This is a genomic window from Buttiauxella cochleicola (genome assembly GCF_021283185.1).
In the GTDB taxonomy this organism is placed as follows: domain Bacteria; phylum Pseudomonadota; class Gammaproteobacteria; order Enterobacterales; family Enterobacteriaceae; genus Buttiauxella; species Buttiauxella massiliensis.
The window spans coordinates 21,359-41,572 of the sequence record NZ_JAJSOS010000009.1 but is presented as its reverse complement, the minus strand read 5'-3'; the positions used below and the strand labels follow the sequence as shown (position 1 = coordinate 41,572).

16 protein-coding genes, 1 pseudogene and 1 riboswitch are annotated in these 20,214 nt (G+C 50.5%); of the genes and pseudogenes, 7 read left to right on the top strand and 10 right to left on the bottom strand.

Features of this window, described 5'->3' with window-relative positions; translation table 11 throughout:
• Positions 1-156: 156 nt before the first annotated feature.
• From parE to nudF, 5 genes are read right to left on the bottom strand one after another with little or no spacing between them, the layout of a single operon-like run.
• Entirely contained in the window at positions 157-2,052 is a 1,896-nt protein-coding gene (gene parE, locus LVQ76_RS14875) for a DNA topoisomerase IV subunit B (RefSeq protein WP_232866246.1), read from the bottom strand.
• Positions 2,053-2,096: 44 nt separating this feature from the next.
• A complete protein-coding gene (gene yqiA / locus LVQ76_RS14870) occupies positions 2,097-2,672 on the bottom strand; it encodes an esterase YqiA (RefSeq protein ID WP_034461016.1) in 576 nt (191 codons plus the stop codon).
• The gene (gene cpdA / locus LVQ76_RS14865; protein ID WP_232866248.1) at positions 2,672-3,499 is read right to left on the bottom strand and encodes a 3',5'-cyclic-AMP phosphodiesterase; all 828 of its coding nucleotides are present in this window, start codon (positions 3,497-3,499) and stop codon (positions 2,672-2,674) included. The genes yqiA and cpdA overlap by 1 nt, the downstream gene beginning before the upstream one ends.
• Before the next feature lie 25 nt (positions 3,500-3,524).
• On the bottom strand, positions 3,525-3,947 hold the full coding sequence (locus tag LVQ76_RS14860; RefSeq protein ID WP_151995981.1) for a DUF1249 family protein: 423 nt from the start codon (positions 3,945-3,947) through the stop codon (positions 3,525-3,527).
• A 2-nt stretch (positions 3,948-3,949) separates the two neighbouring features.
• Entirely contained in the window at positions 3,950-4,582 is a 633-nt protein-coding gene (nudF, locus tag LVQ76_RS14855) for an ADP-ribose diphosphatase (RefSeq protein WP_151995982.1), read from the bottom strand.
• 207 nt (positions 4,583-4,789) lie between these two features.
• Between nudF and tolC the strand changes: the two genes are divergently transcribed.
• The 3 genes from tolC to LVQ76_RS14840 all read left to right on the top strand — a co-directional run bounded on the left by tolC (position 4,790) and on the right by LVQ76_RS14840 (position 8,294).
• Positions 4,790-6,283 carry an outer membrane channel protein TolC gene (gene tolC / locus LVQ76_RS14850; RefSeq protein ID WP_232905168.1) on the top strand — a complete coding sequence of 498 codons (1,494 nt, stop codon included), beginning with the start codon at positions 4,790-4,792 and terminating at the stop codon, positions 6,281-6,283.
• Positions 6,284-6,452: 169 nt separating this feature from the next.
• Positions 6,453-7,127, top strand: a complete 675-nt coding sequence (locus tag LVQ76_RS14845; protein WP_232905169.1) for a DUF1190 family protein — start codon at positions 6,453-6,455, stop codon at positions 7,125-7,127.
• A gap of 6 nt (positions 7,128-7,133) precedes the next feature.
• Positions 7,134-8,294, top strand: coding sequence for a glutathionylspermidine synthase family protein (locus LVQ76_RS14840; RefSeq protein ID WP_151995984.1), 1,161 nt, complete (start codon positions 7,134-7,136; stop codon positions 8,292-8,294).
• A gap of 158 nt (positions 8,295-8,452) precedes the next feature.
• Here LVQ76_RS14840 and ygiD read toward each other — a convergent pair whose 3' ends face one another.
• A complete protein-coding gene (gene ygiD, locus LVQ76_RS14835; protein WP_232921958.1) occupies positions 8,453-9,241 on the bottom strand; it encodes a 4,5-DOPA-extradiol-dioxygenase in 789 nt (262 codons plus the stop codon).
• Between the two features lie 199 nt (positions 9,242-9,440).
• Here ygiD and zupT point away from each other — a divergent pair, with 199 nt between their 5' ends.
• Positions 9,441-10,208 carry a zinc transporter ZupT gene (gene zupT, locus LVQ76_RS14830; RefSeq protein ID WP_064516072.1) on the top strand — a complete coding sequence of 256 codons (768 nt, stop codon included), beginning with the start codon at positions 9,441-9,443 and terminating at the stop codon, positions 10,206-10,208.
• Between the two features lie 46 nt (positions 10,209-10,254).
• Here zupT and ribB read toward each other — a convergent pair whose 3' ends face one another.
• Positions 10,255-10,908: a 3,4-dihydroxy-2-butanone-4-phosphate synthase gene (gene ribB, locus LVQ76_RS14825; RefSeq protein WP_151995986.1), complete on the bottom strand. Its 654-nt coding sequence runs from the start codon at positions 10,906-10,908 to the stop codon at positions 10,255-10,257.
• Positions 10,909-11,004: 96 nt separating this feature from the next.
• A riboswitch (FMN riboswitch) is annotated at positions 11,005-11,152 on the bottom strand.
• A 124-nt stretch (positions 11,153-11,276) separates the two neighbouring features.
• Here ribB and ubiK point away from each other — a divergent pair.
• From ubiK to LVQ76_RS14810, 3 genes and pseudogenes are all read left to right on the top strand, one after another.
• Positions 11,277-11,561, top strand: a complete 285-nt coding sequence (gene ubiK, locus LVQ76_RS14820) for a ubiquinone biosynthesis accessory factor UbiK (RefSeq protein ID WP_232866253.1) — start codon at positions 11,277-11,279, stop codon at positions 11,559-11,561.
• 241 nt (positions 11,562-11,802) lie between these two features.
• The gene (locus LVQ76_RS14815; protein ID WP_232866255.1) at positions 11,803-12,438 is read left to right on the top strand and encodes an OB-fold-containig protein; all 636 of its coding nucleotides are present in this window, start codon (positions 11,803-11,805) and stop codon (positions 12,436-12,438) included.
• A 13-nt stretch (positions 12,439-12,451) separates the two neighbouring features.
• Positions 12,452-14,080, top strand: a pseudogene (locus LVQ76_RS14810) (flotillin family protein); the annotation flags it as partial.
• Positions 14,081-14,285: 205 nt separating this feature from the next.
• Here LVQ76_RS14810 and hldE read toward each other — a convergent pair.
• From hldE to LVQ76_RS14795, 3 genes are all read right to left on the bottom strand, one after another.
• Positions 14,286-15,719, bottom strand: coding sequence for a bifunctional D-glycero-beta-D-manno-heptose-7-phosphate kinase/D-glycero-beta-D-manno-heptose 1-phosphate adenylyltransferase HldE (gene hldE, locus LVQ76_RS14805; protein WP_232921957.1), 1,434 nt, complete (start codon positions 15,717-15,719; stop codon positions 14,286-14,288).
• 55 nt (positions 15,720-15,774) lie between these two features.
• The gene (gene glnE, locus LVQ76_RS14800; protein ID WP_232921956.1) at positions 15,775-18,627 is read right to left on the bottom strand and encodes a bifunctional [glutamate--ammonia ligase]-adenylyl-L-tyrosine phosphorylase/[glutamate--ammonia-ligase] adenylyltransferase; all 2,853 of its coding nucleotides are present in this window, start codon (positions 18,625-18,627) and stop codon (positions 15,775-15,777) included.
• 146 nt (positions 18,628-18,773) lie between these two features.
• Entirely contained in the window at positions 18,774-20,072 is a 1,299-nt protein-coding gene (locus LVQ76_RS14795; RefSeq protein ID WP_232921955.1) for a CYTH domain-containing protein, read from the bottom strand.
• Between the last annotated feature and the right edge of the window lie 142 nt (positions 20,073-20,214).

Genomic DNA, 20,214 nt, shown 5'->3' with positions numbered 1-20,214 from the left:
CGCAAAAGAATCGATTTCCGACAATTCCATATAATCGCCGGAAATCAAAAAATAATTTTCAAACTAAATCTTACGAGCTGGTTCTGATATTTTACAGCCTGACCAGAGCTTCCATGCTCAAAGCTAAGCTAATGTATCAATTTACTCTTAGGGATATTAGACGTCGAGATCTGCCATATCGCCTTTATCCTGCAACCAGTTACGACGATCTTCAGAACGCTTCTTCGCCAGCAACATATCCATGATTGCCATTGTTTTGTCGTTGTCTTCATCGTCAATGGTGAGCTGCACCAGGCGGCGAGTATTTGGATCAAGCGTGGTTTCACGTAATTGCAGTGGGTTCATCTCGCCCAGTCCTTTAAAGCGCTGCACGTTCGGTTTCCCTTTCTTACGCTTAAGCTGCTCAAGCACACCTGCTTTTTCTTCTTCATCCAGCGCGTAGTAAACCTCTTTACCGAGGTCGATACGGTAAAGCGGTGGCATCGCGACATAAACGTGACCACCGCGAACCAGCGAGCGGAAGTGGCGTACGAACAACGCGCACAGCAGCGTGGCGATATGTAAACCATCGGAGTCCGCATCCGCAAGGATACAAACTTTGCCGTAGCGCAGTTGGCTTAGATCTTCGCTGTCTGGGTCGATACCGATCGCGACAGAAATATCATGCACTTCTTGCGACGCCAGCACTTCATCCGACGAGACTTCCCAGGTGTTTAAGATCTTACCTTTGAGCGGCATGATCGCCTGGTATTCACGGTCACGAGCCTGTTTAGCAGAACCGCCAGCGGAATCCCCTTCCACCAGGAACAGTTCGGTGCGGCTTAAATCTTGTGCAGAACAGTCAGCCAGTTTGCCAGGCAATGCCGGGCCACTGGTCAGTTTCTTACGCACCACTTTTTTTGCGGCACGCATACGGCGCTGGGCGCTGGAAATAGCCAGCTCAGCGAGTTGTTCTGCAATCTGAATATTCTGGTTCAGCCACAGGCTGAAGGCATCTTTCACAACACCGGAAACGAAAGCAGCGCACTGACGCGATGACAGGCGTTCTTTGGTTTGCCCCGCGAACTGAGGATCCTGCATTTTAACGGAGAGCACGTAAGCGCAACGTTCCCAGATATCTTCCGCAGATAGCTTTACGCCGCGCGGCAGAATGTTGCGGTATTCGCAAAACTCGCGCATTGCATCAAGCAGACCCTGACGCAAACCGTTAACGTGCGTACCGCCTTGCATCGTTGGGATCAGGTTGACGTAGCTTTCCGTCAGCAGTTCGCCGCCTTCTGGCAGCCACAGCAGCGCCCAGTCTACTTGCTCAACGTCACCGGCAAAATTACCGACGAACGGTTTTTCAGGCAGCGTCGGCAGGCCGTTTACCGCTTCGCACAGATAGTCTTGCAGACCATCCTGATAACACCAGCGCTGCTCGGTGTTGTTCACTTTATCGGTAAAAGTGATCTCTACACCCGGGCAAAGTACCGCTTTGGCTTTCAGCAAATGGCTTAAACGAGAAACGGAGAAACGTGGACTGTCGAAGAACGATGCATCTGGCCAGAAGTGAACACTGGTGCCGGTATTGCGTTTGCCGCAGGTGCCGACCACCGCCAGTTCCTGGACTTTATCGCCGTTTTCAAACGCGATGCTGTAAACCTGCGCATCACGACGCACGGTGACTTCAACGCGTTTGGACAAGGCGTTAACGACAGAAATGCCCACGCCGTGCAGACCACCAGAGAACTGGTAGTTTTTGTTGGAGAATTTACCGCCCGCATGCAGGCGGCAAAGGATAAGCTCGACCGCCGGAACGCCCTCTTCCGGGTGGATATCTACCGGCATGCCGCGCCCGTCATCAATAACTTCTAATGACTGATCGGCATGGAGAATAACATCAACACGCTTCGCATGGCCTGCCAGCGCTTCATCCACGCTGTTATCAATGACTTCCTGGCCCAAATGGTTTGGACGGGTGGTGTCGGTGTACATCCCGGGGCGGCGGCGAACAGGCTCAAGCCCGGTGAGTACCTCAATGGCATCGGCGTTATAACTGGATTGCGTCATGGTTTATTCGTTCAGATAGCGAAACAGGAATCCGACATCAGGCCTTAGTGCAGGCCAAGAAAGTCGACGATCTGTGTGAAATAATCTTCGAAGCCTACAAAGGCGTGATTGCCACCGGATTCTACCGTCTGGCGACAGGGGGTGTAGTACGCAACCGCCTGGCGATAATCAAGCACTTCGTCACCCGTTTGTTGCAACAACCAGATGAGATCTGGCGAATCTAACGGGTCAACTTGCATGACTTTAAGATCGTAAATATGGCGAGACTCTAGCACATATTGCTGCCCAGTGTAGGGGTTCTCGTTGGTGCCGAGATAATCCACCAGCAGCTCAAAAGGCCGGACTGCCGGGTTTACCACTACCGCTGGGAGCGTAAAACATTGCGACAACCAGGTGGCGTAATAGCCGCCCAAAGACGAGCCAACTACACCTAACGGTTCGCCACCATGCTCCAGCACCAACGACTCCAGCAACTCTGCCGCATCGGCAGGATACGGTGGGAGTTCCGGTACAATCATATTGATATGAGGATGGTTCTGCGCAAGCCACGCTTTCAAACTCGTGGCCTTGGCTGAACGCGGCGAACTGTTGAAGCCGTGTAAGTAAAGTAGCGTTGACATCAATACCCTTCTGACGCGGTATCAGGGTTAAACACCGCACCCTTCAGGCGGCAAACCTCCGTGGTCACCTCACCGTTTGGATGAAGTTCCAGCCAACGCCAACCCGGCTCGATGGTATCGAGTGTGAAGTTGGAGCAGTGAGGTTTGAATTGCACGCAAGTCGAAGGTGTTGCCAGCATACGTCGACCATTCCAGTCGAGATCTAACTCCTGATGAATATGCCCACATACCAGAGTTTTCACTTTTGGGAATTTTTGCAGCACGTTATCAAGCTCAGCGGCATTGCGCAGGCTATGTTGATCCAGCCAACTACAGCCCGCAGGGACTGGATGATGATGCAACAGCAATAGAGTATGGCGTTCAGGCGCACCAGCGAGTTTGCGCTCTAGCCAGTCGAGCTGATAGTCGCTCAATTCACCATGTGGAACACCAAATACCTGGCTGTCCAGCAACAAAATCTGCCAGCTATCGCCTAAGAAAACTTGTTTAGCCGGGGAAATTCCGGCTTCCAGCAACGAGCTGAACATCGCCGGTTGGAAATCGTGATTACCAGGGAGCCAAACGCAGGGCGCAGGAATCTCCGCGATGCCTTCAACAAAGTGTTGGTAGGCTTGCGCACTGTGATCCTGGGCCAAATCCCCAGTTGCAACGATAAGGTCATAATGACGCTGCTCAGCGAGGATGGCGTCAATAACAGCCTGATAACTCATCCAGGTATTGATACCAAGCAGCGTTTCGTTCTTTCCAGAGAACAGGTGGGTATCTGTAATTTGCAAGATCCTGATCTGGCCCCCACCGGCCACAGGAAGATTTAACAGGCTTTCCAAATGGTGTCCTTAGGTTTCACCCTCACTAACAAACCGGAACCGCCATCGCTCCATGCGCCAAACAATAACGCAGCCAATCGGCTAGAAACTGGTTAATTTGATGCTTTTCGTCGCGTTGATGCAACTTTTTATTAGGATAATCATAACGCGCTTTGAAGCGAAAGATCTGCTGACTTGAACACACTTCCGCGACCATCGCGTCATGATATAGCCTCACAGACATCGATGGTAGGCTCCAATAGCTCACAGCTGGGGCCGTTTGTTCGATTTGCACAAGAGTTGTATAACGTGTCGACTCAATAATAGTGAGCCGATATTGGGCGCTACTGACCTGGTAAGTGACTTTTTCACCTACCTCATCATTACGAGGAAGCAGACGTCGTAGTTGTGCGAAATTGGTTTCGCACAGACGCATCATTTCCGGGAAGTCAGGTGTGTAGCGCTTCATGTTTAGTTGTTCCACTCGGCTCTTAATTTCTCATGATGCAATTGCAGCCAAAGCAGTGCGATGACTGAAGCTGCGTTATCGATTTTCCCTTCTTCTACTAACTGATAAGCCTGTTCCCGGCTCACGACATGAACACGAATATCTTCGTTTTCATCTGCCAGACCATGTATACCCTGCGCGTTCGAAGCATCCACTTCCCCCACCAGGATAGATAAACGTTCGCTGGTCCCACCCGGGCTTGCAAGGTAGTTGATAACAGGTTTTGTTCGACCTACTACCAGACCCGCTTCTTCGATTGCTTCACGGCGCGCAACGTCTTCGACGCTTTCACCTTCTTCAATCATTCCTGCAACCAGTTCGAGCAGCCATGGGCTCTCACTTGTGTCATAGGCAGCAATCCGAATCTGCTCTATCAATACAACTTCGTCTCGCACAGGGTCATAGGGTAGCAGTACTGCAGCATGCCCGCGTTCTAAAATTTCACGCCGAACTTCACCACTCATTTCGCCATTAAACAGGCGATGGCGGAAGCGATAAAGATCTAGCGAAAAAAAACCGCTATAAAGCGTTTCCCGTGCAATAATTTCAACATCGTTTTTACCTAACGTGACAAGTTGATCTTTTTGCTTAGTCATAGTGGTTTCCTGATATTTTTATGGTCATGAAATGTGCGATTTAAGTCTGTATGACTGCCGTTTCATTTCCTATGATGGTAGATTGATGAAAATTAAGGGCAGATGGCACATTACGCCAAGCTCCCCAGCTGGCAGACTCTGCTAGAATCGGCGATCATTTTCGGCTCTTGTCAGCGCTAACAAACAATTTCTGCTTCACAACAAGGAATGCAAATGAAGAAACTGCTCCCAATTCTTATCGGTCTGAGCCTAACGGGTTTCAGTGCCATGAGCCAGGCAGAAAACCTGATGCAGGTTTATCAGCAGGCACGTTTAAGCAACCCGGACTTGCGTAAATCCGCTGCTGACCGTGATGCCGCATTCGAAAAAATCAACGAAGCACGTAGTCCATTACTGCCACAGCTAGGCCTTGGTGCTGATTATGAATACAGCAATGGCTTCCGTGATTCGAATGGCATCGACTCCAATACGACCAGTGCCTCTTTGCAATTAACGCAAACTATTTTTGATATGTCGAAATGGCGTGCGCTAACCCTGCAAGAAAAATCTGCTGGTATTCAGGACGTCACTTATCAGACAGATCAGCAAACGCTGATCCTGAATACAGCGACCGCCTATTTCAATGTGTTGAGTGCCATTGACGCCCTCTCCTACACAGAAGCACAGAAACAGGCTATTTATCGCCAGTTAGATCAAACTACTCAGCGCTTTAACGTAGGCCTGGTAGCCATCACAGACGTTCAGAACGCCCGTGCACAATACGATAACGTATTAGCGAACGAAGTGACTGCACGGAATAATCTGGATAACGCGGTAGAAACGCTGCGCCAGGTCACCGGTAACTACTATCCTTCTCTGGCTTCGCTGAATGTTGATGGCTTCAAAACCAACAAGCCTGACGCGGTGAATAACCTGCTGAAAGAAGCAGAAAAGCGTAACCTGGCATTGTTACAGGCACGTCTGTCTCAGGACCTGGCGCGCGAGCAAATTCGTTACGCTGAAACTGGCCATATGCCAACCGTGGGCTTAACCGCTTCGACAGGTGTTTCTGATACTGACTACAGCGGCTCTAAAACCACCAGCCAGGCGTACGATGATAAGGGTGTTGGTCAGAATAAAATCGGGCTGAATTTCTCTCTACCATTGTATAGCGGCGGTTCTGTAACTTCTCAGGTGAAACAAGCGCAATACAACTTTGTAGGCGCAAGTGAGCAACTGGAAAGTGCACATCGTAGCGTGGTGCAAACAGTTCGTTCTTCGTTTAACAACGTTAACGCCTCTATCAGTACCATCAACGCTTATAAACAAGCGGTTGTCTCTGCCCAAAGCTCTTTAGATGCAATGGAAGCAGGATACTCCGTAGGTACACGTACCATCGTTGATGTGTTGGATGCGACGACTACGCTGTATAACGCAAAACAACAGCTCTCTAGTGCTCGTTATAACTACCTGATCAACCAGCTGAATATTAAATCAGCTCTGGGTACGCTTAACGAACAAGATCTGATTGCGTTGAACGGCACATTAGGCAAACCAGTACCAACTACTGCCGAAAGCGTCGCGCCAGAAACGCCAGACCAGAATGCTCGCGCAGATGGTTACTCCGCTGATACAGCCGCAACCACTGAGACGGCAACACCAGCAAAAGCCACTCCGGTCTCTGCAACAAACAAAAAATCAGCTAACCCATTCGGTAACTGATCAGGTATTTCGGGGGCATGACAACATGCCCTCGTCACAACTTACGCACGTGAACGTAAGGCAAAGTAAAGATCTCCCTCCAAACAGCCGTCATCGCTTTAATTTCAACCATTCATCCCCTATTCTAAACGCAATATTAGCTTCATTCCTTTGGGCTCAGGACAGAACAATGAAACGGACAAAAATCATAAATCACGCATCGTTCCGCAAAAGCTGGAACGCTCGCCATTTAACGCCGGTCGCACTGGCCGTTACCGCTGTGTTTATGCTTGCCGGTTGCGAACAAAATGACGAAACAGTTTCCATGTATCAAAACGCGGATGACTGCTCGCAGGCCAACCCTGGCAAAAGTGCTGAATGTACTACTGCCTTTAACAACGCGCTGAAAGAAGCAGAACGTACCGCACCGAAATACGCTTCGCGCGAAGAATGTATTGCTGAGTTTGGTGAAGGCCAATGTCAGCAAGCCCCTGCACAAGCCAGTATGGCTGGTGAACAAGCTCAGGCTCAGCCACAACAAAGTGGCAGCTTCTGGATGCCGTTGATGGCAGGCTACATGATGGGTCGCCTGATGGGCGGCGGTGCGGGTTTCGCACAGCAACCGTTGTTTAGCTCTAAAAATCCAGCGAGCCCGGCTTACGGTAAATATGCTGATGCCTCCGGCAAAAGCTATGGTGCAGCCACACCAGGCCGTACGACTACAGTTCCAAAAACTGCCATGGCACCAAAACCTGCAACCACCAGTACAGTGACTCGTGGCGGTTTCGGTGACTCAGTTGCCAAACAATCAACTATGCAGCGCAGTAACAGCGCAACAGGTTCTTCTCGCTCCATGGGTGGCTAAGAAATTATGGAAAGAATTGCGATTACTGAGCGCCCGGATTGGCGCGAGAAAGCCACTGAATACGGTTTTAACTTTCACACCATGTATGGCGAGCCGTACTGGTGTGAAGACGCATATTACAAGCTAACGCTCGCTCAAGTTGAACGCCTGGAAGAAGTCACCGCTGAACTGCACCAGATGTGTCTGAAAGTTGTCGAAAAAGTGGTGAGCAGTGATGAGCTGCTGGCCAAATTCCGCATCCCGAAACACACCTGGGAATTTGTGCGCCAGTCCTGGCGTTCGCAGCAGCCGTCTCTCTACTCCCGTCTGGATATCGCGTGGGATGGCGTGGGTGAACCTAAGCTCCTGGAAAATAACGCCGATACCCCAACTTCGTTATACGAAGCGGCATTCTTCCAGTGGATCTGGCTTGAAGACCAAGTTCAGGCAGGGAATCTGCCTGAAGGAAGCGATCAGTTCAACAGCCTGCAAGAGAAGCTGATTGAACGTTTTGCTGAATTAAAACAGCAACACGGCTTCAATCTGGTGCATTTCGCCTGCTGCCAAGACACCACAGAAGATCGCGGCACGGTTCAGTATTTGCAAGATTGTGCAGCTGAAGCAGAAGTGGCGAGCGAATTCGTCTACATGGAAGATATCGGTCTGGGCGAGAGAGGCCAGTTCACCGATTTGCAGGATCAGGTTATCAGTAACCTATTCAAGCTCTATCCATGGGAATTCATGCTGCGTGAAGTGTTCTCCACCAAACTCGAAGATGCTGGCGTTCGCTGGCTGGAGCCTGCCTGGAAGAGCATTATCTCCAACAAGGCATTGCTGCCAATGCTGTGGGAAATGTTCCCGGATCATCCAAACTTGCTGCCTGCTTATTTCGCCGAAGATAACTATCCGGCGATGGATAAATACGTGGTGAAGCCAATCTTCTCCCGGGAAGGTGCAAATGTGAAGATCATCGAAAACGGCGAAGAAATTGCCCGTGTCGATGGCCCTTACGGTGAAGAAGGCATGATCGTGCAGGAATTCTATCAGTTGCCTAAATTTGGCGACAGTTATGTGCTGATCGGTAGCTGGCTTATCAACGATCAACCTGCAGGTATTGGCATTCGTGAAGATCGCGAGCTGATCACTCAGGATCTTTCGCGCTTCTATCCGCATGTGTTTGTAGAGTAAATATTAAAATACTCGAAACTAGCATCATATTCTTACCCTAAATAATTCAGCTTGCAGGTAGACGGCAAGAGAACAAATCCCCAGGAGCTTACATGAGTAAGTGACTGGGGTGAGTGAGCGCAGCCAACACCTCTGCAAGTTGAAGTATGACGGGTAAGTTAGCCAATCTGCACAGAAAGCATACTCAACGATCCCATCTCAATACCGTCTGTCGGCAGTGTAACTGGCTCTTTACCATCCCATGCCCCGAGAACATATAACAGTGGCAGGTAGTGATCCGCTGTTGGGTTAGATAACGATCCACCTTCATGTTCCAGGTAGTTAACCAATGGGTGTTCGGCTACCGGCCCAAGCCAGGTGAGATTGTCTTTAACGTATTGGTTAAATGATTCTGCCCACGGATATGGCGTGTTTTCACCGTGCCAGCGCGCAGTTCTCAGGTTATGAACCACGTTACCACTGGCAATGAGCATGATGCCCTGATCGCGCAATGTCGCCAGCTTGCGGCCTATTTCAAAATGCCAGTCCGCCGGTTTCGTGCTGTCGATACTGAGTTGCACCATTGGAATATCGGCATTAGGGTACATCTTAATAAGTACACCCCAGGAGCCGTGGTCAAACCCCCAGGCTTCTTTGTCTTGCATCACCGGAACGGGGGCCATCAAATCGACCAACTGTTGTGCTAGCTCAGGGGAACCCGGTGCCGGATAATGAGTATCGTAGAGAGCCTGTGGGAAACCACCAAAATCATGGATAGTTTTTGGCGTTTCCATTGCCGTAACACCCGTGCCTTTAGTGAACCAGTGCGCAGATATCACCACAATAGCTTTTGGGCGCGGTAACGTCTCTCCCAAATGGCGCCAGGCTTGGGTATATTGGTTATCTTCCAGCACGTTCATTGGGCTACCGTGTCCGAGGAAGAGCGCAGGCATTCGTTGAGTTGTCATGGTGGTGTCCTTTAATCGGGTCATTCAGTTTATGAAAACTACAGTACGCGCTTTTACGCTATGAAGAACTCAGATAAGAATGATGAAGATCTTCAGGAAATTTGAATGTAAGCGATGTGTAAAGCTTCTCAACTGGCTCTCGATTTTTATCACATCGCCCATTAATATGAATGAGAATCATTATCAAAAGGAGTGATAAATGTCAGTACCCTTGATCCTGACCCTATTAGCAGGGGGAGCCACTTTCATTGGTGCTTTTCTTGGCGTGCTCGGCCAGAAGCCATCAAACCGTGTGCTGGCATTTTCCCTCGGCTTTGCAGCGGGCATTATGCTGCTTATCTCTTTAATGGAGATGCTGCCTGCCGCACTCCATACCGAGGGAATGTCGCCGGTACTGGGTTATGGCATGTTTATGCTGGGTTTGCTGGGCTACTTCGCACTCGATCGCGCCCTGCCCCATGCGCATCCGCAAGATTTGATGGACAGCAAGCCACAGCCGCGTAATTTACGCCGCACCGCATTGCTGCTGACGCTGGGTATTAGCCTGCACAACTTCCCTGAAGGGGTAGCAACGTTTGTAACTGCCAGTAGTAACCTGGAATTAGGGATGGGGATTGCGCTCGCAGTAGCATTGCACAATATTCCTGAAGGTTTGGCCGTGGCTGGCCCGGTCTACGCGGCTACGGGTTCAAAACGCAAAGCCATCTTCTGGGCAGGGATTTCGGGACTTGCGGAAATTCTCGGTGGTGTCCTCGCCTGGCTGATTTTAGGCCCGATGATTTCGCCAGTTTTAATGGCTGCCATTATGGCCGCCGTAGCAGGCATTATGGTGGCATTGTCAGTTGATGAACTAATGCCACTCGCTAAAGAAATCGATCCACATAACAATCCAAGTTACGGTGTGCTTTGCGGTATGGCGGTGATGGGGTTTAGCCTGACGCTGCTGCAAAGCAACGGAATCGGCTAAAAAAGAAGCCCGGTGTAATAACCGGGCTTTTTTTTTAGCTCGCTAGTTAGCTTGCTTTGCGTTCGTGAGACTGGCGGTATTCCACCAGGTCTTCAATCGTTACAACAGCCATATTGTGCTGGCGAGCAAAGGTGATGCACTCAGGTGCACGCGCCATGGTGCCATCATCGTTGGTCAGTTCACACAAAACACCAGCCGGTTTAAAACCAGCAAGCGTTACCAAATCAATGGTTGCTTCAGTGTGACCACCACGAGTTAACACGCCACCAGGCTGAGCACGCAGCGGGAACACATGGCCCGGGCGGTTCAGGTCGCTTGGTTTTGCGCCATCAGCAATCGCGGCACGCACAGTCGTAATACGGTCTGCAGCAGAAACACCGGTAGTTACACCACTTGCAGCTTCGATAGTCACAGTAAACCCGGTGCCATAAGCACTGGTGTTATTCTCAACCATCATTGGCAATTCGAGTTGTTTACGGCGTTCTTCAGTCAGGCACAGGCAAACAATACCGCTACCGTGGCGAATGGTCAGAGCCATTTGCTCAACGGTCATGGTTTCCGCAGGGAAAATCATGTCACCTTCGTTCTCGCGATCTTCATCGTCAAGAACCATAACCCCGCGGCCTTCACGTAGTGCTTCAAGAGCGTGTTCTACGCGCTGTGTAGGGGTGCCAAATGCAGAAAGGAGCGTCTGATTCATGGTAAAAAAACCTCATTAAAATTATGGTTACCAGAATCAGGGCAGTCTTAGGAGCTATAAAAATAACGTGAGCAGGCTTAAAAGCTTGAGCTTAGTCGTTACTCTCTCCCATCCGGACTATAACCGTCGGCTCCGGAATTACACCGGATCTGCTGACCTCCAGATTGCTCTGGAGCGCTCGCGGGCTTTCAGCGTTCGCTGATTTACCGCCGGTGGGGAGTTACACCCCGCCCTGAGAATAAGCAGACTTACTATAACGCCGATGATTTTCTCTGGCAACGGCAAACCTTATAACATTTCGGGTTTCTAACCTGCCATGCAGGCATTACAATTAAGGCAGACAATCCCGTAAGATTATGGAAGCCGCTATGATTGACCCGAAAAAAATTGAACAGATCGCACGCCAGGTCCACGAGTCAATGCCGAAAGGGATTCGTGAATTCGGGGATGATGTCGAGAAAAAAGTTCGCCAGGTTTTGCAGTCGCAGTTAACTCGCCTGGACTTGGTGAGCCGTGAAGAGTTTGATGTGCAGACTCAAGTGCTACTGCGCACCCGAGAAAAACTGGCTTTACTGGAGCAGCGTTTAACCGAGCTTGAGAATCGTAGCGTTCAGGCACCGGAAGTTACTCCTCCAACTGAACCGCAGATGTAAAAATTCGCTCCCTTTTCATCAGGGAGCGTATTCCTGATTCTCATCCCTTGATTAATTCGCATAATTAGTTGCGAAACTTCTGAATATTAGCTTCGTTTGCCTCAGAAAAGATTGACCCGCGCCTTTCCAAGGCTATATTTTCCCAGTACTCATTCGCATCGTAATTTTATAATTCACATTATTTATGTATTAAATTAATTTATAACTTATGCGAATATTATAAAAAGGGAAATTTCCACTCATGAATTTACTTACGTATGACTACAGCCCTTTTTTATGTGCCTTCACCATATTAATTCTTCTGGGTATTGCTGAGCTTATTTCACTTCTTTTAGGATGGTATTTATCGGGCGCGCTGGATGCTCATTTTGAGCACATCCATATCAGTACTCATGAATCCCCGGCTATACAATTTTTAGACTATCTGAACGTAGGTCGAATCCCCCTTATGGTCGTACTATGCCTTGTACTGGGATGTTTTGGGCTTATCGGCGTCTGTAGTCAATACTGTATAATCACATTCTTCGGCTCCCCTCTCTCGCCCTTTTTAGTTTCTATTTTCAGCCTGATACTCACATGTCCTTTGGTCCATACTTTGGGCATAAAACTGGCCCCTTGGTTACCACATGATGAAAGCAGCGCAGTTTCAGAAGAAAGTTTTATAGGATGCCTGGCATTCGTTACCGGCTCCCTCGCCATTGCAGGTAAACCTTGCGAAGCAAGGCTGAAAGATAAATTTGGGCAGATACATTATTTACTTGTTGAACCTGAAGAAGGAACCCAACTGCATTCAGGAGACAGAATAATCATTATTGAACGTTTAACGAGCACACGCTATTTGGCCGAGAAAAACCCCTGGCCTGATATTTTAATTTAGAAAAGGAAGAGATATGTTTGAAGGAATAAATTCCATGCCCTTGTGGCTTGTTACTGCCATCAGTGTCGTGGTCACGCTTTTTATAATCGGTTTGATCTTTGCCCGATTATATAACCGCGCTTCTGCGGAACAGGCATTTGTCAGAACCGGGCTTGGCGGTCTTAAAGTTGTGATGAGCGGGGGAGCCATTACGCTGCCTGTTTTCCATGAAATCATCGTCATTAATATGAACACCCTAAAGCTTGAAGTTAGCCGGGCGATGAAAGACAGCTTAATTACCAAAGATCGCATGCGTGTCGATGTCGTGGTTGCATTCTTTGTTCGAGTCAAACCGACAAAAGAAGGTATTGCCACCGCTGCTCAGACATTAGGTCAACGCACACTTTCTCCCGAAGATTTACGCATTCTGGTAGAAGATAAATTCGTCGATGCGCTGCGAGCTACCGCTGCGCAAATGACGATGCATGAACTCCAGGACACCCGCGAAAACTTTGTCCAGGGCGTTCAGAACACTGTTGCAGAAGACCTTACCAAAAACGGTCTGGAGTTAGAAAGTGTATCCCTGACTAACTTCAACCAAACTGAGAAAGAACATTTTAATCCTAATAATGCCTTTGATGCCGAAGGCCTGACCAAGCTCACTCAAGAAACAGAACGCAGGCGCCGAGAAAGAAACGAAGTCGAGCAGGATGTTGAAGTCGCTGTACGCGAGAAAAACCGTGACGCATTGTCACGTAAGCTCGAAATTACGCAGCAAGAATCTTTTATGTCGCTCGAACAAGAACAGCAGATTAAAACCCGTACAGCTGAGCAAAACGCTAAAATCGCGGTGTTCGAAGCCGAGCGTCATCGGGAAGCGGAGCAAAGCCGTATTCTCTCTGAACGCCAGATCCAGGAAAGTGAAATCGAAAGAGAGCAGATGGTTCGGACTCGTAAGGTTGAAGCCGAACGAGAAATTCGTATCAAAGAGATTGACCAACAGCAAGTCACCGAAATTGCGCAACAAAATAAAGCGATCGCTATTGCAGGCAAATCAGAACAGCAATCCCAGGCAGAGGCACGAGCCAACGATGCCCGTTCGGAAGCCGTGAGATCGGAACAAAATGTGGTTACAACCAAAGAAACCGCGATAGCGGACCGTGCAAAGCAAGTGGCATTGATTGCAGCAGCTCAAGATGCGGAAACTAAAGCTGTGGAACTGACTGTTCGCGCAAGAGCTGAGAAAGATGCGGCAGAAATGCAGGCTGCAGCTATTGTTGAACTGGCAGAAGCTGCACGTAAAAAAGGCCTCGCGGAAGCGGAGGCTCAGCGCGCACTTAACGATGCTATCAACGTGCTTTCCGATGAGCAGACCAGCCTCAAGTTCAAACTGGCGCTGCTGCAATCCCTGCCAGCTGTCATTGAAAAATCTGTTGAACCGATGAAAGCTATCGAAGGTATTAAGATCATTCAGGTTGATGGCTTGAACCGTGGCGGCGCAGTCAACGAAACCTCTAGCGGTGGTATTGGGGGTGGAAATCTGGCTGAACAAGCGTTGTCTGCAGCGTTAGCCTACCGCACTCAAGCTCCGTTAATTGATTCTTTACTCAATGAAATTGGTCTTTCCGGCGGATCACTTTCTGGACTGAGCGAACCATTGAAAGCCCTGGAAAAAAGAGCACAGCCCGCATTGATTGCAGATGTAGATAAGAACTTACATGTTGAAAGGAAAGAACAATCCGACAACAGAGAGCTTGAGTCCCTGCCGGTAGTGGCAGAGTAACCCTTACGCTAGCTGGAATAGTAAAGTCTACAGTTCTGGCAAAAATGCCCCGGTTATTGTTACCGGGGCATTTTTTTAGTGGCAATTACTGACCACTATCTTTTTGAATCTTCTTAATAATGTTCGTGGTTGAACAACCATCTTCAAAATTCAGCACCATCACTTCACCACCGTTGGCCCAGACCTCTTTACTCCCGGCAATATCATCCGGTTTGTAATCGCCACCTTTGACCAGCAGGTCAGGCAAGATCTCGCCAATCAAGCGTTGCGGAGTGTCTTCTTCAAACAACACAACCCAATCCACTGCTTCCAGCGCCGCTAACACGATCATGCGTTGATCCTGCGGGTTCACCGGACGGGTTTCCCCTTTCAGGCGCCTGGTTGAAGCATCGCTATTTGCCGCAACAATCAGACGGTCACCGAGCTTACGTGCATTCGCCAGATACGAAACATGGCCTGCATGGAGAATGTCGAATACGCCATTAGTCATCACGACTTTCTCACCACGCTTACGTGCGTTAGCCACAGCCACTTTCAGCTCTGCTTCGGTCATAACGCCAAAGCCTGAGTCAGCACGCCCACGCACAGCGTTTTCCAGCTCAATTGGCGAAACGGTAGAAGTACCCAGTTTGCCAACAACTACACCTGCTGCCGCATTGGCAAAGTAGCATGCTTCTTCCAGCGAATTACCCGCAGCAAGCGTTGCCGCCAGCACACCAATTACCGTATCACCCGCACCGGTCACATCGTAAACTTCCTGCGCCTGCGTCGGCAGATGGAACGGTTCAATACCCGGTTGCAGTAGCGTCATGCCGTGTTCGGAACGAGTAATCAGCAAAGCGGAAAGATCGTATTCAGCGATTAGCTTCATACCACGTTCCACCAGCTCTTCGTCGTTCTTACACTTGCCAACAACCGCTTCAAATTCAGAGAGATTTGGCGTCAACAACGTAGCACCGCGATAGCGATTAAAGTCTGTGCCTTTCGGATCAATCAGCACTGGCACATTGGCCGCACGCGCAAGGCTAATCATATGCTGAACGCTTGCCAGCGCGCCTTTTGCGTAGTCAGAAAGCACCAGCGCGCCAATATGTGGCAAAGCCTGGCTAATACGCTCGTGCAAAGGTTCCGGGTCAACGCCTTCAAAGCCTTCTTCAAAATCGAGGCGAATCAGCTGTTGGTTGCGGGAAAGTACACGCAGTTTGGTGATTGTCGGATGAGTCGGGACCGAAACGAAATCGCACTTAACGTTCACACCGGCCAGCGTCTGGCTGAGCGCGCGTGCAGCATCGTCGATGCCCGTCAGGCCAACCAGGCGTGAATTTGCACCCAGCGAAGCAATATTCATTGCCACGTTAGCCGCGCCGCCAGGGCGTTCTTCAATATTCTCGACTTTCACCACTGGCACCGGAGCTTCCGGGGAGATGCGGCTAGTAGGGCCATACCAGTAGCGATCCAGCATCACATCACCAACTACCATGACGCCTGCACGGCTGTATTCGGGCAGCGTTACTTTCATTCCTGACTCTCCAGAGAGGGATAAAATTTTGTCGCGGATAATATCACAATTAATCTTATGCGCGTGTTTGCGACTCACTCAGCCATTTGTGCCAGCTTGTTAATACCTGCTCGCGCTCTTGAGTGAATGTATCCATTGCCACGTTTCCAGGCAGCTCTTGCAATGCCAGGTGATGAAGTTCATCGCGCAACGTGACATAAGCATGCGTCAGCGCTTTCGCTTCGTCATCACTCATGATGTCGTTTTGCGCCATTAATTCCAGAATGCGCACATTGTCAGACCAACGCGTCAATTTTGGAGCCTGCGCCGCATAACGTAAAACCAGATATTGAGTGATAAATTCGATATCGGTAATACCACCTTCATCGGCTTTAATATCAAAGCGTTCACGGGTTTTCCCTCCCAGATGCGCACGCATTTTTTCGCGCATTTCACGCACTTCGGTCTGGAGTTTTTGACCTTCACGCGGCACACATAAGATCTTGCGGCGAATTGCATCGAATTCCTGCTTAAGCAGCGGATCGCCATAGACAATACGTGCGCGCACCAGGGCCTGGTGCTCCCAGGTCCAGGCTTCATTTTGCTGATAATCAGCGAAAGCTTCGGCGGTAGTCACCAGCATGCCAGCGGCACCCGACGGGCGCAAACGCGCGTCGACTTCATACAAAATGCCCGATGAAGTTCGTGTGCTAAACAGGTGCATAACGCGTTGCGCGAGGCGCAAATAGAACTGGCGACCGTCAATTTCACGCTCACCATCAGTCATCACATCCGACGGGCAATCGTGCAGGAATACAAGATCCAAATCGGAACTGTAGCCGAGTTCCCAGCCACCGAGTTTGCCATAACCGACCACCGCAAACCCGCGCCCTTCACGGTTCTGTAAGTGTTTTGGCTGGCCGTATCGTAAAACCATTTGCGCCCAGGCTTGCTGGACGACAGCATCGATCATCGCTTCTGCAAGCCAGGTCAGATGATCACTGACTTTCATCACCGGCAACGTGCCCGTAATGTCAGCCGCCGCCACACGTAGCAGCTGCGCCTGTTTAAACTGGCGCAACGCTTCCAACTGTTGTTCTTCATCGTCATCAGGAACGCGCAGCAAATACTGGCGCAGTTCATCACGATAGGCGTCGGTGGCGGTCGGTTGGTAAAGCGTATTCGGGTCTAGCAATTCATCCAGCAGCAGCGGATAACGTGCCAGTTGACTGGCAATCATTGGCGACGCAGCACACAGCGTGATCAGGTGCTTCAGCGCTCCCGGATATTCCGTCAGCAGCTCAAGATAGGTGGTGCGTGTGACAATGCCGAGTAACAGCGGGGTTAAGCGCGACAACGGCAACGGCGCATCGCTGCGGGAACAAGCCTCGCACAGCAGGCGCGGCATCAGTTGATCCAGCACCTGGCGGCCACGCGGGCCAATGGTGCGCTTGTCAGTGTCCTGGCGGAAATCACTTACCAGACGCAGAACTTCGCCACGCGCTTGCGGCGTTAAATGCTCCAACACTGGCGTATTCTCATCAGCGTCCAATGCGTCCTGCCACAACTCACGCCAAGCTTCAGAGAGTTTATCCTCGCCCGGTTCAGGTTCATCATCGCCAATCAGCTCGTTAAATACCTGGCGCACCGCATTCATATGCTGTTGCAGCGTTTCTTGCAGTTCATCCCAGGTTTGCGCGTTCATGCCCCATGCAAGGCGAGCGCGGTTCAGCTCATCCCCAGGCAGCGTCTGAGTTTGTTCGTCATTGATGCTTTGCAGCAGGTTTTCGAGGCGGCGAAGATATAAATAGGCCTCATTCAGTTTGACGGCATCGCCTTCTGGCAGCAGGTGCAAATGTTGAATAGCTTTAAGGGTCGGCAGCAACGAACGTGACTGCAAAGAGGGCTCGCGGCCGCCACGAATCAGCTGGAATACCTGAACGATAAACTCGGTTTCGCGAATGCCGCCCGCGCCAAGTTTAATGTTATCGGTCAACCCACGGCGGCGGACTTCACGGGCGATCATCCCTTTCATGTTTCGCAAGGATTGGATCACACTGAAATCGATATAACGGCGGAAGACAAAAGGCCGCAGCATGTTGCGCAGCTCCTGACTCCACACATCGTCGTTATCGCCCATGATACGAGCTTTAACCATCGCGTAGCGTTCCCAGTCACGGCCTTGTTCCTGGTAATAATCTTCTAATGCGGCGTAGCTCACCACCAACGGGCCGCTGTCGCCAAACGGACGCAGGCGCATATCGACGCGATAAACAAAGCCGTCTTGTGTCGGTTGGTCGAGGACTTTAATCAGGCGCTGGCCGAGGCGTGTGAAGAACTGGGCGTTGTCCAGTTCACGGCGCCCACCCAGGGTAGAACCGTTTTCCGGCCAGGCAAAAATCAGGTCGATATCCGAGGAGAAGTTCAGCTCACCGCCGCCAAGTTTGCCCATACCAAGAATCATCAGCGGTTGTGCGACACCCGCCTGGTTACACGGCGTGCCCCATTCGCGGCAGCATGCGGCATAGAGCCAGTCACGGGCGGCGATAATCAGCGTTTCTGCCAACGCACTCAGTTGCTGGAGAGAGCTTTCAGTCGGCATCTGTTGCAATGCCTGCGACCAGGCAATTCTCACCATCATGCGGCGGCGAAACAGGCGCAGCGCGGTCATTAACGCAGGTTCACTGTCGACGCTCTGCAACTCTTGCTGCAGCCAGGCCGCGTAGTGCTGCCATTCGTCGGCAAGCGGCGCTGAGTGCTGTAATTCCTCGAACCATGCGGGGTGAGCTGCCATGCTGTCACAAACAAAATCACTAAACGCCAGCACAGCCTGAGCCTCAGGGCTTAGCGTCTGGCGGTCAATCTCTTGTGGCAGACGCGCCAGCGCCGCCTGCAAATGCTGCTGTAATAGTGGCGCTTGCGACATCATGGTCGTATCCCTTGTTAACAGTATCCCCTAAATAATTCGAGTTGCAGGTAGGCGGCAAGGGAACTAATCCCCAGGAACTTACAAGAGTAAGTGACTGGGGTGAGTTCCTGCGGCCAACAACCCTGCGACTCGAAGTATGACGGGGATTATTTTCCGCTATGCAGCCAGAATGGGGCCTGCGCAATAGCTTCATTACGATAATGTTCGATTTCTACTTGTTGGCGCGTCGCAATGGCATGACGCAGCCCTTGCCAGTTGTCCAACCACGGTTGCGTTTTCGCATCTTCATAAACGCCTGCCAGCAGACGGATAGAGCCAGTTTCACGCGCCAGACGCGGCAGTTGATCAGCATAGCTGTCACCTAACGGGCGCTGGAAAGTTTCTTTCAGTTCTGCGGCGTGGCGCGAAAGATGAGTATCCGCAAAACGCTTAAACGAACCCGCCAGTTTGACGTTAACTTTTTCGTCGGTGAATTTCTGCCATTGACGCCCTACCAACCACTCGGTCAGCGCCAGTTTGGCCTGGCTACTTTCGGCGCTGAAAGCCAGCTCCTGCGCTTTAAGGTCAGAGGCCAGCATGGTTTCGTAAGTTGCGACCAGTTCACGAACTTGCGTACTCGCCTTGCGTGGAATAATGCCGCCAAACAGCGCCAGTGCGTAGCGCACAAGGCCAACCGCTTCCAGAACCTGTGCTTTCGCTTTGCCGTTACCACGCAACCACAGCTCTTCATGGTATTGCCAGTGGCTAAGCGCCAGTTCCAGTGAACCTTCCAGTCCTTGTTCAACCGTCGCTTTCGGGGGAACGCGTAATACCGTTAACGGCTTAATTTCTCTTTCCATATTTCCCTGCACCAGATGGTATCCACGCGCGGCTTTGCTCAGGCTGCCCTGACGTAAACCCGGTTGAGCAACCAGTTGCTTCGCAAAGGCTAAAACGTCTGCCGTCTCGCCTTCGAGTAATTCCAGTTCCAGCTCGCACAATGGCTCAGACAGTTCACCCGCTTTCACTTCTCCGAGATCCAGCGCCAGTTCGATACGGCTTTTGCCGTGCGTCACCACCCATTTTTCGCGGGCAAAATCAGTGCTGAAAAGTGGGTTTAGCTGGGATTGCAAATCGTCCGGAGAAAGGCCCTCAGGCCAGACTTCTTTTGGCAGCAGCGACAGGTCAAGCTCAGCCTTGCTAAGCTCAACATTATATTCCGGGCGCTGGTGCAGCCCGCCAGTGACACGGCCTGCGATTTTCATCGTCATTTCATAGCGGCCATTATCGCCACGGATGCGTAAACCCATATCATGACGGCGCAACTGGTTGTCGGCGGTTTCATAATAGATGTTGAGCAACTGGCGGGGTTCACTATGCTGGCTTTCCAGCGAATTTAATGTGTTACGAAGAGAGTCCAGTACAGCTGGATTAACAATAAATTTGAGTTCGATTTCCTGAGTCATCGTCATTTTACTTTTGGTTGTGTCACATCGGGCTAATGCCTGACGAACTTAATCGTTTGATGGGTGTCAGTAGATAATATTTTTCGCCAAATTACCATGAGTGGCGCGCATTTTGACGAGCCATAAGCTGTGAGCAATTGGT

Coding starts and splice junctions, on each gene's coding strand:
- LVQ76_RS14860 (WP_151995981.1), bottom strand. CDS start 3,947: ATGAAGCGCTACACACCTGACTTCCCGGAAATGATGCGTCTGTGCGAA.
- zupT (WP_064516072.1), top strand. CDS start 9,441: ATGTCAGTACCCTTGATCCTGACCCTATTAGCAGGGGGAGCCACTTTC.
- LVQ76_RS14845 (WP_232905169.1), top strand. CDS start 6,453: ATGAAACGGACAAAAATCATAAATCACGCATCGTTCCGCAAAAGCTGG.
- glnE (WP_232921956.1), bottom strand. CDS start 18,627: ATGATGTCGCAAGCGCCACTATTACAGCAGCATTTGCAGGCGGCGCTG.
- hldE (WP_232921957.1), bottom strand. CDS start 15,719: ATGAAAGTAACGCTGCCCGAATACAGCCGTGCAGGCGTCATGGTAGTT.
- tolC (WP_232905168.1), top strand. CDS start 4,790: ATGCAAATGAAGAAACTGCTCCCAATTCTTATCGGTCTGAGCCTAACG.
- LVQ76_RS14815 (WP_232866255.1), top strand. CDS start 11,803: ATGAATTTACTTACGTATGACTACAGCCCTTTTTTATGTGCCTTCACC.
- nudF (WP_151995982.1), bottom strand. CDS start 4,582: ATGACTAAGCAAAAAGATCAACTTGTCACGTTAGGTAAAAACGATGTT.
- yqiA (WP_034461016.1), bottom strand. CDS start 2,672: ATGTCAACGCTACTTTACTTACACGGCTTCAACAGTTCGCCGCGTTCA.
- ribB (WP_151995986.1), bottom strand. CDS start 10,908: ATGAATCAGACGCTCCTTTCTGCATTTGGCACCCCTACACAGCGCGTA.
- ygiD (WP_232921958.1), bottom strand. CDS start 9,241: ATGACAACTCAACGAATGCCTGCGCTCTTCCTCGGACACGGTAGCCCA.
- ubiK (WP_232866253.1), top strand. CDS start 11,277: ATGATTGACCCGAAAAAAATTGAACAGATCGCACGCCAGGTCCACGAG.
- LVQ76_RS14840 (WP_151995984.1), top strand. CDS start 7,134: ATGGAAAGAATTGCGATTACTGAGCGCCCGGATTGGCGCGAGAAAGCC.
- parE (WP_232866246.1), bottom strand. CDS start 2,052: ATGACGCAATCCAGTTATAACGCCGATGCCATTGAGGTACTCACCGGG.
- LVQ76_RS14795 (WP_232921955.1), bottom strand. CDS start 20,072: ATGACTCAGGAAATCGAACTCAAATTTATTGTTAATCCAGCTGTACTG.